The following is a 13,424-nucleotide window of genomic DNA, read 5'->3' on the forward strand; positions in this document are numbered from 1 at the left end:
ATGTGCTCGGCCACCAACGGCTCGGCCAGCAACGGATTGTCCAGCAGATAGATCTGACCGACCGACAGATAGTTGGCCGCCCGCCAATAAGCGTCGACGTGCGCGAGTGCGTCCATACATCGACAGTTCCTCAGCTGAGGCGTTCAAACCCCGCGGCCCCCGGTACAGGCGAACTCCCCCTACCGAATTGGGATGGAATGTACAAAGATCTCCGGATGGGTCTGGAGCGACGTTAGGGTGCGTTCGAGACTGCTGTGGTTCCCGTCATCGGGAACGTCGGGAGTGAACGATGAGGTTTGTCGGGTTTCGGGACGGCCGCCAGGTCCGGGTGGGCGTACTCACCGGTGGTGACCGGGTGGCGCCGCTGGCCGAGGTGGGCGAGTTCTACGAGGACCTGCCCGGCTGGGCCGCGAGGGCGCGCGAGCTCACCGCCGGCGAGCCGGGATCGTACGGATACACGTCGGCCGAGCTGAGCCTGGCACCGGCGGTGGCCGGTTCCGCGCGGGTGGTGTGCGTCGGGCTGAACTACCGGGCGCACGCCGCCGAGGGCGGTTTCCCCATCCCGGAGACACCGGCGATCTTCGGCCGGTGGACGGCGTCGCTCGCGGTCGACGGGACGCCGGTCCCGGTGCCGCCGGACGAGCCGGGCCTGGACTGGGAGGTCGAGCTGGTCGCGGTGGTCGGCACGGAGCTGCGCTGCGTGGACGAGGAGACCGCGCTCGCGGGGGTGTTCGGCTACGCGACCTTCAACGACCTGAGCGCCCGCCGGGCGCAGCGGCTGACCGCGCAGTGGACGCTCGGCAAGAACTCCGACCACAGCGGGCCGATCGGCCCCGTGGTGACCGCCGACGAGGTGGGCGATCCGGCGAACGGGCTCCGGCTGGTGACCCGGGTCAACGGCGAGGTCGTCCAGGACGGCGACACCAAGGACATGATCTTCCCGGTCGGGCGGGTGCTCGCGCACCTGAGCCGGACCATGACGCTGCGCCCCGGCGACCTGGTGGCGACCGGCACCCCCGCCGGGGTGGGACACGCGCGCACCCCGGCGCGCTTCCTGGGGCCCGGGGACGTGGTCGAGGTGGAGATCGACCGGCTGGGGCCGGTGCGCAACCCGATCGTGGCGTGGCCGGAGAGCTGACCGATGTCACAGACCTCGCATTTCACCCACTCCTCGGATGAATCCCACGAATCCCACGCACAAGGCACTCCTCACGAGCACGACCGCACCCCCGCCGGGCGGATACCGCGCTCGGGCCTTGAGGAGCGTCCCGGGGACTTCAACGTCACCCTGATCACCTTCGCCGCGATGGCGCTGTACGACGCCCTGGACGGCGAGCAGCGGGCCCGCGCGCTGCTGCCCTTCGACGACGCGGACCGCTCGAACTGGAACTTCCTGCCCGCCTCGGGACGCGCCGGGGTGCCGCTGCGGGACCTGAGCTTCGACCAGGGCATCCTGGCGCACCGGCTGATCGCCCAGTGCTGCTCGGAGCGGGCGTACGCGCAGGTGGTGCAGGTGATCTCGCTGGAGCACGTGCTGCGCGAGCTGAACCTGGAGCGGTTCGGGCACGTGGCCAGGGAGTTCCGCAACCCGGGGATGTACTTCCTGACGTTCTTCGGCCGGCCCAACCCCGACTCGGTGTGGGGATGGCGGCTGGTCGGCCACCACCTGTCGCTGAACTTCACGGTCGTCAACCAGGACCACCTGGCGGTGACGCCGTTCCTGCTGGGCTCGGAACCGGCCCGCTTCGGCCCGTACCGGGTGCTGGGCGAGGAGGAGGACCTGGGGTTCGCGCTGCTGCGCTCGCTGGACGACGGGCGGCGGGCGCGGGCGATCATCCACCCGGTGCCCCCGGCGGACTTCGTCACCCGTACGGTGCCGAGGATCGGCGAGGTGGAGCTGCCCGACCTGCACGGGGTCGGCCGCCGGGACGCGATGATCACCGAGGCCGACCGGCAGGCCCTGCGCTACATCAGGTCGCACCCGCGCGGGATCGCCGCCGCCGACCTGACCTCCGGGCAGCGGCGCGCGTTCGACGAGCTGCTGGAGTGCTATCTCGACCGGGCCAGGCCCGGCCAGGTGGCCGCCGAGATGGACCGCGTCCGCGCCGCCGGTTACGGCGACCTGCACTTCGCCTGGGCCGGGGCCGACGACCACGGGCTCGGCCACTACTACCGGATCCAGGGCCCGGTCACCTTGATCGAGTTCGACAACACCGAGGACGACGCCAACCACGCCCACAGCGTGTGGCGCGACCCGTCCAACGACTTCGGCGAGGACCTGCTGATGAGACACCTCATCGAGGAACACCGCGGTGCCGCGGGGTGAGACGCCGCCCGACGAGAGGAACCCCTGAGTGAAGATCGCGATTGTCGGAGGAGGCCTCGGCGGGCTGGCCACCGCGCTGCTGCTGCGGCAGGCCGGCCTCGACGCCGTCGTGTACGAGCAGGCCGCCGAGCTGCGCGAGGTCGGCGCGGGGATCGTGGTGGGCCCCAACATGGTCCGCCCCCTGGTACGGGCCGGGCTCGGCGAGCGGCTGGCGTCCTTCGCCGTGCCCCTGGAGACCGCCTGGGAGTTCAGGCGCTGGCAGGACGGCCGGGTGCTGTCCTCCCAGCCGATGGGAGAGGAGTGCCGGCGGCTGTACGGCACCGACTGCTACGTCGCGCACCGGGCCGACCTGCTCGACATGCTGCTGGAGGCGCTGCCCGCGGACGCGGTCAGGACCGACCGGCGGCTGGAGGTGCTGCAGCAGGACCACTACGAGACCGAGCTGGTCTTCACCGGCGCCAGCGGCGTGAAGACGACGGTGGTCGCCGACGTGGTGATCGGCGCGGACGGCATCCACTCGGCCGTACGGCCCTCGATCGTCGACGAGGAGCCGCCGCGCTTCTCGGGGCTGTGCGCCTACCGGTGCCTGGTCGACGCCGAGCGGGCGCCGGAGCTGGCGCTGCGCCGGGTGCAGACGCTCTGGCTGGGACCCGGCCGCCACTTCGTCCACTACCCCATCAGGGACAGGAAGCTGATCAACGTCGTCGCGATCGTGCCCGCGGGCGAGTGGCGCGTCGAGTCGTGGACGGCCGACGGGCGGATCGAGGACCTGGCGCGCGAGTTCGAGAGCTGGGACCCCCGGCTGGGGCAACTGGTCGCCGCGGCCACCGAGACCAAGCGCTGGGCCCTGTACGACCGCTCCCCCCTGGAGAACTGGACGTCGGGACGGGTGGCCCTGCTGGGTGACGCCGCCCACTCGATGCTGCCCTTCTTCGGCCAGGGCGCCGCCCAGGCGGTCGAGGACGCGGTGGTCCTCACGAGCTGCCTGCGCGACGCCACCCGCGAGACGGCGGCGAAGGCGCTGGTCCGCTACGAGGAGATCCGCAGGCCCCGTGCCTCGCGGGTGCAGCTGATGAGCCGGGGCCGCGAGGTGCAGAACCACCTGCCCGACGGGCCCGCCCAGCTGGAGCGCGACGCGGCCCTCGCCGGGAGCGACCCGCTGCGGCAGAGCGCCTGGCTCTACGGGCACGACCCCGAGACCGCCATCGCGGGCTGAACAGCGGCCTGAACAGCGGGTTTCCCAACAGGCTGCACAACGGGCCGGGCGGGCACGGGGGTCACGGAAGGTCCGACGGGCGGGCGGTGCGGCGGGACCGCCCGCCCGTCGGGCAGCAGCTCACCGGTGTCCTCGAAGAGCACCACCCCGTTGCAGAGCAGGCTCCAGCCCTGCTCGGGGTGGGAGGCGATCGGCCTCGCGGCCTCCCTGCCGGGCGCGTAGGCCGGGGGACATGGGGTTTCGTGCCGGCACATGGCGTACCTCACTGGTCTGCGCTGGTCCGCGTCGTCTTCCCGCAGGATGCGCCTCGGGTGGCACTCTGTCCCGGTACAAATCCACACAGGGGTTCCCCGCAGGCCCTCACTCGGTCTTGCGCACCCCTCCCAGGAACCGGTGGGCGATCACCACGAGGGCGAGGAAGAGCCCGCTGACCACCTGCTGGAAGGAGGCGTTGAGGTTGCCGACCTGGTTGATCAGGTTCTGGATCACGCCGAGCAGCAGCGCCCCGGCGATCGTGCCGCCGAGGGCTCCGGCTCCCCCGGTGAGCAGGGTGCCGCCGATGACGACGGCGGCGATCACGTCGAGTTCCAGCCCGATGCCGAGGATCGTCACCCCCGACGAGAGCCGGGCCGCGTTGAGCGCCCCGGCCAGCCCGGCCAGCAGTCCCGACATCAGGTAGACGGCGACCTTGGTGCGGGCCACCGGCACGCCCATGAGGCTCGCGGCGTCCTCGCTCCCGCCGATGGCGTAGACGTTCTGCCCGAAACCGGTACGCCGCAGCAGGACCATCCCCGCGCCCAGCAGGACGGCGGTGACGAGCACCGGGTAGCCGACGTTCAGCACGGAGCCCTGGCCGAGCAGCGCGAAGGAGGGGTCCTCGACCAGGTAGGTCGCGGCGCCCTCATCGGAGATGGCGAGCATCAGCCCTCGCGCGGCCAGCAGCCCGGCCAGGGTGACGATGAAGGGCGCCATCCCGGTCCTCGCGATGACCAGCCCGTGGACCAGGCCGAACAGCCCGGACACCGCGAGCGGCAGCGCGAGCGCGACGAGGAGCCCGTACTGGGAGCCGTACGCCGCCAGGACGCCGCCGAGCACGAAGAGCGACCCCACCGACAGGTCGATGCCGCCGGAGATGATGACGAAGGTCATGCCGATCGCGATGATCGCCAGGAACGAGGAGGACGTGGCGATGTTGCCGACGTTCGCCACCGTGGCGAAGGAGTCGAAGGCGAGCGAGCCGACGAGCGCGAGCACGGCGAGCACGATCAGCGCGCCGTGCCCGCGGAAGATCCTCCCGGCGCGCTCGCGGGGGGACTCGGTCTCCGCCGGAACCGTGGTGAGGGTCATCGGCGCTCCCTGGCGGCGTAGACGGCGGCGAGAATGATCACGGCCTGGGCCATCTGGGTCCAGGACTGCGGCAGGTTGTGCTTGATCAGCGTGGCCTGGAGCAGCTGCATGAGCAGCGCGCCCATCACGGTCCCCAGCACGCGGACCCGGCCGCCGCTCAGCGGGGTGCCTCCCACCACCACGGCGGTGATGGCCGACAGCTCCATGAACAGGCCCAGCGAGGTGGGGTCGCTCGCCTGCAGGCGGGAGCTGGCGAGGATCCCGGCGATCGCGGCGAGCACGCCGGAGATGACGTAGACCAGCAGCAGGATGCGCCGCACCGGCAGCCCGGCCAGCTCGCTGGCCACCCGGTTGCCGCCGACCGCGACCACCTGGCGCCCGAAGGTGCTCTTGCGGACGACGAACAGCACCAGGAGGGTGAGCGCCACCGCCACCAGCACGACGTACGGCACGCCGAGCACCGACTCGCTGCCCAGCGCGGTGAGCGTGGGGTTGCCGATCTCCTTCAGCTGCGGCAGCAGCACGTTGGCGAGCCCGCGTATCCCGACGAGCAGCGCCAGCGTCGCCACGATCGGCTGCACCCCGACCACGGCGACGAGCGTGCCGCCGACGCCTCCGACGACCGCCCCCGCGAGGATCGCCATGAACATCGCGGGCCAGGCGCCGTAGCCGAGGTAGAGGGCGATCACCGACGCCGACAGCGCCATGACGGAGCCGACCGACAGGTCGATGCCCTCGGCGCCGATGACCAGGGCCATGCCCAGGGAGACCACGACGACGGGGGCGACCTGCAGCAACTGGGTGCGGAAGTTGCCGACCGCGAGGAAGTTGGGGGTGAAGGCGGCGTTGAACAGCACCAGGACGACGACGGCGAGGTAGACGCCGTAGCGCTGCAGCCACGACAGCAGCTCCGCCCTGCCGGGCAGCGGGCGGGCGGTGACCGGCACGGCCTTCGTCGAGGAACCCTCACCCTTCATCGGGGGACCTCCACCGGCCGGGCGATCATGGACATGATCGCCTCCTCGCTCACCTCGGTGCCGTGCAGCTCGCCCTGGACGGCGCCGTCGCGCAGCACCACGACCCGGTCGCAGCCCTCGACGATCTCCTCCAGGTCGGAGGAGATGAGCAGGACGGCCAGGCCGTCCACGGCGAGCTCGTCGATGAGCATCTGCACCTCGGCCTTGGCACCGACGTCGACGCCCCGGGTGGGCTCGTCCAGCAGCAGCACCTTGGGGCTCATCGCGAGCCAGCGGGCCAGCAGCACCTTCTGCTGGTTGCCGCCGGACAGCTCGCCGACCAGCTGGCCGGGCCCCGCGGCCTTGATCCGCAGCCGTTTCATGAAGGTCTCCACTATCCTGTCGACCCGGCGGTCGGAGACGATGCCCGCCCGCGAGAGCCGGGGCAGCGCGGCCAGCGCGATGTTCTCCCGCACCGACAGGGTCGGCACGATCCCCTCGGCCTTGCGGTCCTCGGGCAGCAGGCTGATGCCGGCGCGGATCGCCGCGGAGACCGAACCGGTGCGCAGCGGCACGCCCGCCACGACGACCTCGCCGGAGTCCACCCGCAGGGCGCCCGCGATCGCCTTGGCGGTCTCGCTGCGCCCGGCGCCGAGCAGGCCGCCCAGGCCGACGACCTCGCCGGGCCGCAGCGCCAGGGAGACGTCGTCGAGCAGGTGCCTGCGGGTGAGGCCGGTCGCGGTGAGCACCGGCGGGTCCTGCCCGTCCTGCCCGCCCTGCTCGCCCTGGGGGTGGGAGCCGCTGAACTTGGTGGCGCCCTCGGCCCGCACCTCCGACAGCTTGCGCCCGAGCATGAGCGAGACCAGGCGCAGGCGCTCCAGCTCGGCCATCCTGCCGGTATGGACCAGCCTGCCGTCGCGCAGCACGGTGACCCGGTCGCAGATCTGGTAGAGCTCGTCCAGCCGGTGGCTGACGTAGATCACCGAACGGCCCTGGTCGCGCAGCCCCCTGATCACCTCGAAGAGCCTGCCGACCTCGCGCGGCTCCAGCGAGGAGGTGGGCTCGTCCATGATGACGACCTGGGCGTCGACGGAGACGGCGCGGGCCAGGGCGACCATCTGCTGGGTGCCCATGCCCAGGGAGCCGAGGGGGCGGCGGACGTCGACGTGGACGCCGTACTCCTTGAGGATCTCCCTGGCCCGCTCGTGCACGGCGCCGAAGTCGATGAGCCGGAACCGGTTCCTGGGCTCGCGTCCGAGGAACAGGTTGCGCGCCACGCTCATGGAGGGGACCAGGTTGACCTCCTGGTAGATCGTGGAGATGCCGGCCCGCCGCGCGTCGAGCGGGCTGGAGAAGCTCACCACCTCGTCGCGGTACCTCACCTGGCCCGCGTCGGCCTGGTAGACCCCGGTGAGTACTTTGATCAACGTTGACTTGCCCGCGCCGTTCTCTCCCACCAGGGCGTGCACCTCGCCCCTGCCGAGGGTGAACGACACGTGGTCCAGCGCGCGGACGCCGGGAAAGACCTTCAGCACCCCGGCGGCTTCCAGGACTCGGCCGGTCGTGGCCACAGGGCTCCTCTCCTCAGATCTCCTCGATCCGCCCGGGGGCCGGGGGACGGCGCCCTGGGCCGGATTCGACGATCAGGTTCAACGGCCGGATCCGGTGACCCGGCCCCGGCCTCCGGGTCCGGGGACCGGGCTCGGCGCCCCGGTCCGGTGACCGGGATCCGATCACCAGGCCCGGTGATCCGGTACGGCGGCCGGGATCCGATCACCGGGCCCGGCGGCCGGGTCCCTTGACCATGATCGGGGACCGGACCCGGTGATCAGTAGGCCCCGGACCGGCGGCCTCGGATCAGTAGGCCTCGGAGAGGGAGCTCTCCGCGTTGGCCTTGTCGTACTCGCGGTCGGAGATGATGACCTTCTCGGGGATGGCCGCGCCGTCGAGGAACTTCTGGGCGGTCTCGAAGGCGAGGGCGCCGAAGCGGGGGTTGGACTCGACCACGGCGACCAGCCAGCCGTCGGCGATGGCCTGGACCGCGCCGCGGGTGCCGTCGATGGAGACGATCTGGACGTCGCCCGCCTTCTTGCCCGCGCCCTTGAGCGCCGTGACCGCGCCCAGCGCCATCTCGTCGTTCTCGGCGTAGATGCCGTCGATGTCGGGGTTGGACTGGATGAGCTGCTCGGTGACCTGCTGGCCCTTCTCGCGGGCGAACTCGCCGGTCTGCTCGAAGGTGATCTCGATGTCGGGCGCCACCTCCTTGATCCGGTCCTTGAAGCCGCTGGTCCGCTCGGTGGTGACGTTGTTGCCCGGCGCGCCGAGCAGGATGGCCACCTTGCCCTTGTCGCCCAGCGCCTTGGCCATCTGGTCGGCGGCGCGCCTGCCCTGCTCGACGAAGTCGGAGCCGATGAAGGTCAGGTAGTCCTTGCAGGGAGCAGCGTTGATCTTGCGGTCGATCGTGATGATCGGCACCTTCTTGGCCGCGGCCTGCTGCAGGACCGGCTCCCAGCCGTCGGAGTTGAGCGGGGCGATCACCAGCAGCCGCGCGCCCTGGGCGATGAGCTGCTGGACGTCGCTGATCTGCTTGGAGAACTGCGACTGCGCGTTGGTGACCTTGAGGTTGGCGATGCCGAGTTTGGCGGCCTCGTCCTTGATCGACTTCGTCTCGGCGATCCGGAAGGGGTTGGCCTCCTTCTCCGACTGGGAGAAGCCGACGACGGCGGACCTGAGGTCGAACCTCTGGGCACCGAAGGCGTCGAGGGTGCACCCGGCGCCCGCGTCGGCGGCCGGCGTCCGGACGACCTGGCCGCCCTGGGTGCTCGAACCGCTCGGCGCGGCGGCGGTCTCCTCACCCTTCGCACAACCTGACGCGACGAGGGCGACGGCGGCCAGCAGCGCGGCGACTCTTCCCGGACGACTCGTGAGCAGGGTCATGGTGCCCTCCTGGACAGGACGATGGAACGTCGATGCGCTCGATGTTCATCCGACCAGGAAACAAAATCGTAAAGAAATAGACATCAATCGGTCACGATTGATCGCATCCGATCAGATTCGGTCACCAAATTGTCGGAACCCCAGCTCTTCCCGATCGTCAGATCCGGGCGACGTGAATCCGCACCCCCCTCGTGGTCAGGTCGTCCAGCACCTCCCTGGGCGCCTCGTCGTCGGTGATCAGGTGGGTGATCTCCTCGGTCGGCACGGTCTGCACCATCGTGTCGACCCCGACCTTGGTGTGGTCGATCAGCACGACCACCTCCTCGGCCGCCGCCGCCAACGCCCGGTCGACGCTCGCGACCTGCATGTTGGGCGTGGACAGGCCCCGCTCAGCGGTGAGCCCGTTGCCCGAGATGAAGGCCCTGCGCACCCGCAGGCCGGCCAGGGAGCGCTCGGCGGCGCTGCCGACCAGGGCGTGGATGGAGCCGCGCAGGGTGCCGCCGGTCATCACCACCTCGACCCGGGGCGAGTCGGTGAGCGCCTGCGCGACCAGCAGGGAGTTGGTCACCACGGCCAGCTCCGTCACCCTGGCCAGCCGCCGGGCGAAATCCTGGGTGGTGGTGCCGGCGCCGACCACGATCGCGTCGCCGTCCTCGACCAGGGAGACCGCGAGGTCGGCGATGGCCCGCTTCTCCGCTGCCGCCGTCTGCATCTTCTGCGAGTACGTCGGCTCGCGGGACAGCTCACCGGGGAGCGTGGCGCCCCCGTGGTGCCGGTTGAGCAGGCCCTCGGCCTCCAGGGCGCGCAGGTCGCGCCGGACCGTCACCTCCGACGACTGAACCGACTGGGCCAGATCCCGGAGGGAGACCGCGCCATTGGCACGTACCAGCTCAAGAATGCGCTGACGGCGCTCCGCGGCGAACACGGGACGACGATACTCCGCCTGCCCCGAACTCTCTCCCCCACTTTTCACGACCGGCCCCATCTGCTCCGAATATGTGATCTGAGCCGATCATAATCGGTCGTTCAGCGACAGGCCGGGCCGGGAAACCCCTAGCCGCGAGCCTCGGCGCGCAGCTCGGCGAGCAGTTCACCCTGCTCGGCGAGCACCTCGGCCAGGATCGACCGCGCCACGGACATCAGCTCGGCCAGGTCCTGGGTGGACAGGGCGTAGACGACGGTGGCACCGTCCCGGGTGGCGGTCACGACTCCCGCGCGGCGCAGCACGGCGAGCTGCTGGGAGAGGTTGGAGGCCTCGACGTCGATGGCGCTCAGGAGATCCCGCACCGGCAGGGGGCCGTCCCGCAGCAGCTCCAGCACCTGGACGCGGACCGGGTGGCCGATGGTACGGAAGAAGTCGGCCTTGGCCTGGTGCAGCGGCACCGGCATGATCACGCAGCTCCGGCCGCAGGCCCGCCACCGGCGTATCGCACGTCGACGCCGTGCCGGTCGGCGATGCGCAGCAGGTTCTCCAGCCGCCCGGACAGGACCTCGACCGCGTGATCGTCGAAGGCCTGGCGCATGAGCTCCAGCTCGCCGTCGACATCGGCGATGCGCGCTCGTAGCTCCGCCGCGAACTCGCTCATGTCCCCCACCTCCCGTGGATCAGGTCACTCCCCGGCGTCTGGTTTATCGGCACACCGCTCCTCATGATGTGGCAAATTGCATAATTCTTCAAATCGTAATGACGTTGGCTATGATGGCGAAGGCCGTTTTCCAACAGGGCCCGCAGCCGGTTCGAGCCCGATCGATGACGGATCGACCGCGAAGCGGGATACTTGGTACGGCTACCGCAGACTGACCTGCGGCGTCAGAGCGCGCCAGCCGGCGACGCGACAGTGACGAGAGGCCGAGCACGGCCTGCGCGAGGGAGTACAGCCAATGGGACGGGGCCGAGCGAAGGCTAAGCAGACGAAGGTTGCTCGCGAGCTGAAGTACAGCAGCCACAGCATGGACATCGACCGGTTGCGCAAGGAGCTCGGCGCCGGCGACGATCCCGCGCCGGAGAGCGAGGCCGACGACCCCACCGGTGAGCCGACCGGCAGGTGACACCGTGGACGGGCCGCGAGTCCCGTCCGGCCCCGCCGTGGCGCCGGCGGACTCCGGCCCACCCCGGCCCCGTGACCCCGCATGACCCAGCGTGACCTCGCTTGGTCCCGCGTGGTCACGCCGCCGTGGTCGCGCGGCCCGGGTCGCATGACCCGGCCGCACGCTCCGGTCGCACGGCCTCCCCGCGACGGTTCCTCCGCGGTGCGCCGGTCGACCGGCGCACCGGCCGTCCAGTGCGCGGATCGGCCGGCCGCGCGGATCGGCCGGCGAACGCCCGTGGCGGCGTCCGCCGCGCGACGGCGAATTCCACGCAACATCGGGCAACATCATTGAGGCACCCGCCCAGGGCTGTTTACCGTCACGGTTGTGCGTACCGCGGTGCGGCGGTCACGCACCCCCGGTCAGCGCGTCGACGGAGAGCTCTGGCGGGTCCCACTCATCCCACGGTGACCGGCTGCCCTTCCCCCGCCGGGCATCGGGATCTGCCAGTTCACACGCCGTGGCCCCGGGACGAATCGCCGGATCGCGCGAGGTCGTGCCTCGCGCGGGCGGAAAGTCTCCCCGGGCCACGGCCACCATCCACCTCACCGGTTCCCGGCGGGCCACGTTCCCGGCGAGTCACGCCGATCGCCGGCGCGCCACGTCACACCTGCCCTCGCCGTCACCGAGTCGCGCCGTCATCGGCCCCCTCCGAACCTGACCTCCTGAGCCTGACCTCCCGAACCTGAGCGGCCCCGGCCGCACCTCACCGGCGGGCCGGCCCGCGTCCCCGGGACCCGGCCCCTCCCGGACGTGTGCCGCGAACCACCCATGTCCTGACCTGTCCGGTCACGCCGTCTGGTCCAATGGATCCCACCGGGTGGAGTTCCCGACGACGATCTCCCGGGGGGCGGCCGAGGCCACCTCGCGAGCCGTGCCCGGCGGCGACGGGCCGCGCCCGCGGACCGTCGCCCTTCCCGCCGGAGGAACCAGTGCCGAACCGCTACGGGCCCCAGTTCGGGCCGGACATCACCTTCCTCGGCGTCGAGCGGTGCTCGCTGGAGGACCCCGAGAGTTACGCGGGCGCCGACGTCGTGATCGTGGGGGCGCCGTTCGACGGCGGCACCTCGCACCGGCCGGGCGCGCGCTTCGGGCCGCAGGCGATCCGGATGACCGACTACCTGCCGCACGACGGGAGTCGTCCCAGCCTGGCGCTGCGCACCGACGGGCTGCGCGACCTGCGGGTCCTGGACGCGGGCGACGTCGAGATGCCGCCCGGCGACATCCTGGCGTCGCTGGCCGCCCTGGAGGCCGCCGTCGAGAAGGTCGCCCGTTCGGGAGCCGTCCCGGTGGTACTGGGCGGTGACCACTCGATCGCCTTCCCCGACGCCAAGGGGGTGGCCAACGTCCTCGGGCACGGCCGGATCTCGATGATCCACTTCGATGCCCACGCGGACACCGGCGACATCGAGTTCGGCTCGCTGTGGGGGCACGGGCAGCCGATGCGCAGGCTCATCGAGTCGGGGGCGCTGCGCGGCGACCGGTTCCTGCAGATCGGCCTGCGCGGCTACTGGCCGCCGCCGGAGACGCTGGACTGGATGGCGGAACGGGCGATGCGCTCGTACGAGATGACCGAGATCACGCACCGCGGCCTGGAGGAGTGCCTGACCGAGGCCTTCGCCATCGCCGTCGACGAGTGCGACGGCGTCTTCCTCTCCGTCGACATCGACGTGTGCGACCCGGGCCACGCGCCGGGCACGGGGACGCCGGAGCCCGGGGGCATCACCGCGCGCCAGCTCCTGGACTCCGTACGGCGCGTCTGCCTGGAGCTGCCGGTCGTCGGGGTCGACGTCGTGGAGGTCAGCCCGCCCTACGACCACGCCGACATCACCGCCGCGCTGGCCAACCGCGTGGTGCTGGAGGCGTTGAGCGCCATCGCCAGGCGGCGGCGCGACGCCCGGGACGGTACCGCCTGGAACCCGCTGCTGCCGCTGCTCGCCGAGCGCCCGGACCGCGGGACCGGTCGGCCCGAGCGGCCCGATCAGCGCGAGCGCTGACGCGCCCGTCCCGCCCTGTCCCGCCCCGCGGGTCCTATCGGGTTCTCGGGCGGTTGCCCCACTTGGGCCTGCGGAACAGGTCGCGGCGTTCCAGCAGGTAGACGAGCTTCGCGGCCGCGGTCCTGACGGCCTCCTCGTGGCGGTGGCGCTTCTGCGGGACGACGGCGCTCCAGCGTTCGAGCAGGAGGGCGATCTCCTCGGCGAGCTCACCGATCACCCGGTAGCGGGTGCTGAAGGCGTAGAGGTCGCCGTGCACCTCGTTCACCAGGTCCTCGTCGACCCGACGGGCGAGCGGCCGCACCCTTCTGAGGATCCCCGTCTCCATCGCCGGGGTGACCGGTGCCCGCCGGGCGTCGCCCTCGGGCACCATGATGAGGGCCCGGACCCGCGCGACGGCCAGGGTGCGCTCGGCCTGCGGGGTCGCGGGGTGCTCGGCGAGGTCCAGGAGGCGGCGGAGGGTCTCCTGCGTCTTGTCGTCGAACATGGAAAACTCATTCCGCCTTCGCGTCCCCGTCTTTCGCCGGACCGGGAGGGAGGGCCTCGGCGTCGGCACCGGC

General features: G+C 71.5%; 14 protein-coding genes and 1 pseudogene. 5 read left to right on the plus strand and 10 right to left on the minus strand.

What is annotated here, in order from left to right:
- Positions 1-116, minus strand: a 116-nt coding sequence (locus ACFFRH_RS29210; protein ID WP_386161056.1) for a phosphoketolase family protein, incomplete at its 3' end; no start/stop codon positions are given.
- 173 nt (positions 117-289) lie between these two features.
- Here ACFFRH_RS29210 and ACFFRH_RS29215 point away from each other — a divergent pair.
- From ACFFRH_RS29215 to ACFFRH_RS29225, 3 genes are read left to right on the plus strand one after another with little or no spacing between them, the layout of a single operon-like run.
- Positions 290-1,138, plus strand: a complete 849-nt coding sequence (locus ACFFRH_RS29215; RefSeq protein WP_386160964.1) for a fumarylacetoacetate hydrolase family protein — start codon at positions 290-292, stop codon at positions 1,136-1,138.
- A 3-nt stretch (positions 1,139-1,141) separates the two neighbouring features.
- On the plus strand, positions 1,142-2,326 hold the full coding sequence (locus ACFFRH_RS29220; protein ID WP_386160965.1) for a DUF3500 domain-containing protein: 1,185 nt from the start codon (positions 1,142-1,144) through the stop codon (positions 2,324-2,326).
- Between the two features lie 28 nt (positions 2,327-2,354).
- A complete protein-coding gene (locus tag ACFFRH_RS29225) occupies positions 2,355-3,542 on the plus strand; it encodes an FAD-dependent monooxygenase (protein WP_386160966.1) in 1,188 nt (395 codons plus the stop codon).
- 74 nt (positions 3,543-3,616) lie between these two features.
- Here ACFFRH_RS29225 and ACFFRH_RS29230 read toward each other — a convergent pair.
- The 8 genes and pseudogenes from ACFFRH_RS29230 to ACFFRH_RS29265 all read right to left on the minus strand — a co-directional run.
- A pseudogene (locus tag ACFFRH_RS29230) lies at positions 3,617-3,796 on the minus strand (DUF5999 family protein); the annotation flags it as partial.
- A 106-nt stretch (positions 3,797-3,902) separates the two neighbouring features.
- Positions 3,903-4,889: an ABC transporter permease gene (locus ACFFRH_RS29235; RefSeq protein WP_386160967.1), complete on the minus strand. Its 987-nt coding sequence runs from the start codon at positions 4,887-4,889 to the stop codon at positions 3,903-3,905.
- Positions 4,886-5,866: an ABC transporter permease gene (locus ACFFRH_RS29240; protein WP_386160968.1), complete on the minus strand. Its 981-nt coding sequence runs from the start codon at positions 5,864-5,866 to the stop codon at positions 4,886-4,888. Before ACFFRH_RS29240 ends, ACFFRH_RS29235 begins: the two co-directional genes overlap by 4 nt.
- A complete protein-coding gene (locus ACFFRH_RS29245; protein ID WP_344743367.1) occupies positions 5,863-7,416 on the minus strand; it encodes a sugar ABC transporter ATP-binding protein in 1,554 nt (517 codons plus the stop codon). Before ACFFRH_RS29245 ends, ACFFRH_RS29240 begins: the two co-directional genes overlap by 4 nt.
- Before the next feature lie 286 nt (positions 7,417-7,702).
- Positions 7,703-8,782 carry an ABC transporter substrate-binding protein gene (locus ACFFRH_RS29250; RefSeq protein WP_344743366.1) on the minus strand — a complete coding sequence of 360 codons (1,080 nt, stop codon included), beginning with the start codon at positions 8,780-8,782 and terminating at the stop codon, positions 7,703-7,705.
- A 157-nt stretch (positions 8,783-8,939) separates the two neighbouring features.
- A complete protein-coding gene (locus ACFFRH_RS29255; RefSeq protein ID WP_386160969.1) occupies positions 8,940-9,767 on the minus strand; it encodes a DeoR/GlpR family DNA-binding transcription regulator in 828 nt (275 codons plus the stop codon).
- Between the two features lie 68 nt (positions 9,768-9,835).
- Positions 9,836-10,171 carry an ArsR/SmtB family transcription factor gene (locus tag ACFFRH_RS29260; protein ID WP_344743364.1) on the minus strand — a complete coding sequence of 112 codons (336 nt, stop codon included), beginning with the start codon at positions 10,169-10,171 and terminating at the stop codon, positions 9,836-9,838.
- A gap of 2 nt (positions 10,172-10,173) precedes the next feature.
- Complete coding sequence (locus ACFFRH_RS29265; RefSeq protein ID WP_344743363.1) at positions 10,174-10,368, minus strand: hypothetical protein; 195 nt, start codon at positions 10,366-10,368, stop codon at positions 10,174-10,176.
- A 295-nt stretch (positions 10,369-10,663) separates the two neighbouring features.
- On the opposite strand from ACFFRH_RS29265, the gene ACFFRH_RS29270 reads away from it, so the two are divergent.
- Positions 10,664-10,831 carry a DUF3073 domain-containing protein gene (locus tag ACFFRH_RS29270; protein ID WP_344743362.1) on the plus strand — a complete coding sequence of 56 codons (168 nt, stop codon included), beginning with the start codon at positions 10,664-10,666 and terminating at the stop codon, positions 10,829-10,831.
- 971 nt (positions 10,832-11,802) lie between these two features.
- Entirely contained in the window at positions 11,803-12,867 is a 1,065-nt protein-coding gene (gene speB / locus ACFFRH_RS29275) for an agmatinase (protein WP_386160970.1), read from the plus strand.
- 34 nt (positions 12,868-12,901) lie between these two features.
- Here speB and ACFFRH_RS29280 read toward each other — a convergent pair whose 3' ends face one another.
- Entirely contained in the window at positions 12,902-13,351 is a 450-nt protein-coding gene (locus tag ACFFRH_RS29280) for a hypothetical protein (protein WP_344743359.1), read from the minus strand.
- Between the last annotated feature and the right edge of the window lie 73 nt (positions 13,352-13,424).

Origin of the sequence: Streptosporangium vulgare (assembly GCF_042428775.1) — a bacterium.
Taxonomy (GTDB): domain Bacteria; phylum Actinomycetota; class Actinomycetes; order Streptosporangiales; family Streptosporangiaceae; genus Streptosporangium; species Streptosporangium vulgare.

Excerpts from the sequence above, each read along its gene's own strand:
- ACFFRH_RS29215 (WP_386160964.1), top strand. The coding sequence starts at position 290 with ATGAGGTTTGTCGGGTTTCGGGACGGCCGCCAGGTCCGGGTGGGCGTA.
- ACFFRH_RS29220 (WP_386160965.1), top strand. The coding sequence starts at position 1,142 with ATGTCACAGACCTCGCATTTCACCCACTCCTCGGATGAATCCCACGAA.
- ACFFRH_RS29235 (WP_386160967.1), bottom strand. The coding sequence starts at position 4,889 with ATGACCCTCACCACGGTTCCGGCGGAGACCGAGTCCCCCCGCGAGCGC.
- ACFFRH_RS29240 (WP_386160968.1), bottom strand. The coding sequence starts at position 5,866 with ATGAAGGGTGAGGGTTCCTCGACGAAGGCCGTGCCGGTCACCGCCCGC.
- ACFFRH_RS29250 (WP_344743366.1), bottom strand. The coding sequence starts at position 8,782 with ATGACCCTGCTCACGAGTCGTCCGGGAAGAGTCGCCGCGCTGCTGGCC.
- ACFFRH_RS29255 (WP_386160969.1), bottom strand. The coding sequence starts at position 9,767 with ATGGGGCCGGTCGTGAAAAGTGGGGGAGAGAGTTCGGGGCAGGCGGAG.
- ACFFRH_RS29260 (WP_344743364.1), bottom strand. The coding sequence starts at position 10,171 with ATGCCGGTGCCGCTGCACCAGGCCAAGGCCGACTTCTTCCGTACCATC.
- ACFFRH_RS29265 (WP_344743363.1), bottom strand. The coding sequence starts at position 10,368 with ATGAGCGAGTTCGCGGCGGAGCTACGAGCGCGCATCGCCGATGTCGAC.
- ACFFRH_RS29270 (WP_344743362.1), top strand. The coding sequence starts at position 10,664 with ATGGGACGGGGCCGAGCGAAGGCTAAGCAGACGAAGGTTGCTCGCGAG.
- ACFFRH_RS29280 (WP_344743359.1), bottom strand. The coding sequence starts at position 13,351 with ATGTTCGACGACAAGACGCAGGAGACCCTCCGCCGCCTCCTGGACCTC.